This is a genomic window from Psychrobacter sp. 1U2 (genome assembly GCF_051847575.1).
On sequence record NZ_JBPYDC010000980.1, the window covers coordinates 1 to 751 of the forward strand.

Consider the following 751-nt stretch of genomic DNA (forward strand, 5'->3'; position numbering starts at 1 on the left):
CTTCACCCAAAAAACCACCGCTTTGACGCTGCCACAAACCAGCATAAACACCTTTTAATGCCAATAATTCATCATGGCTACCTTGTTCGATAATCTGCCCCTTATCCATAACGACCAATCTATCTAGGGCGGCAATCGTTGATAAACGATGCGCGATCGCAATAACGGTTTTACCAGTCATAATGTCATTTAAGCTTTCGGTAATGGCAAATTCAATCTCAGAATCAAGCGCACTGGTTGCCTCATCTAAAAGCAGAATAGGAGCATTTTTTAACATGACACGAGAAATGGCAATACGCTGACGCTGACCACCAGAGAGTTTGACACCGCGCTCACCGACCTGGGTATCAAGACCGGTGTTGCCTTTGTCATCATATAAGTCTTTGATAAAGTCCCAAGCTTGGGCTTGCTTGGTCGCAAAAATAATCTCTTCATCAGTGGCATCAGGGCGACCGTAAGCGATGTTTTCACGAACAGTACGATGCAGGAGTGAGGTATCCTGAGTGACCATGCCAATCTGCTGACGCAATGACTCTTGCGTGACCTCGTCAATCGCTTGACCATCGATGTAGATTTTACCGCTATCGACATCAAAAAAGCGTAAGAGTAAATTAACCAAGGTTGACTTACCAGCACCTGAGCGTCCCACCAAACCAATCTTCTCACCGGGTTTGATATCTAAATAAAAGCTATCAAGTAGTTTGATTGGCGCAGATGTCAGAGTAGGGCTGGTAGCATCAGATTCACCAAC

At 45.1% G+C, this 751-nt stretch carries 1 protein-coding gene; it reads right to left on the minus strand.

Features of this window, described 5'->3' with window-relative positions:
• The coding region (locus ACS8FD_RS19890; protein WP_439277139.1) for an ABC transporter ATP-binding protein at positions 1-751 on the minus strand (751 nt) is incomplete at both ends.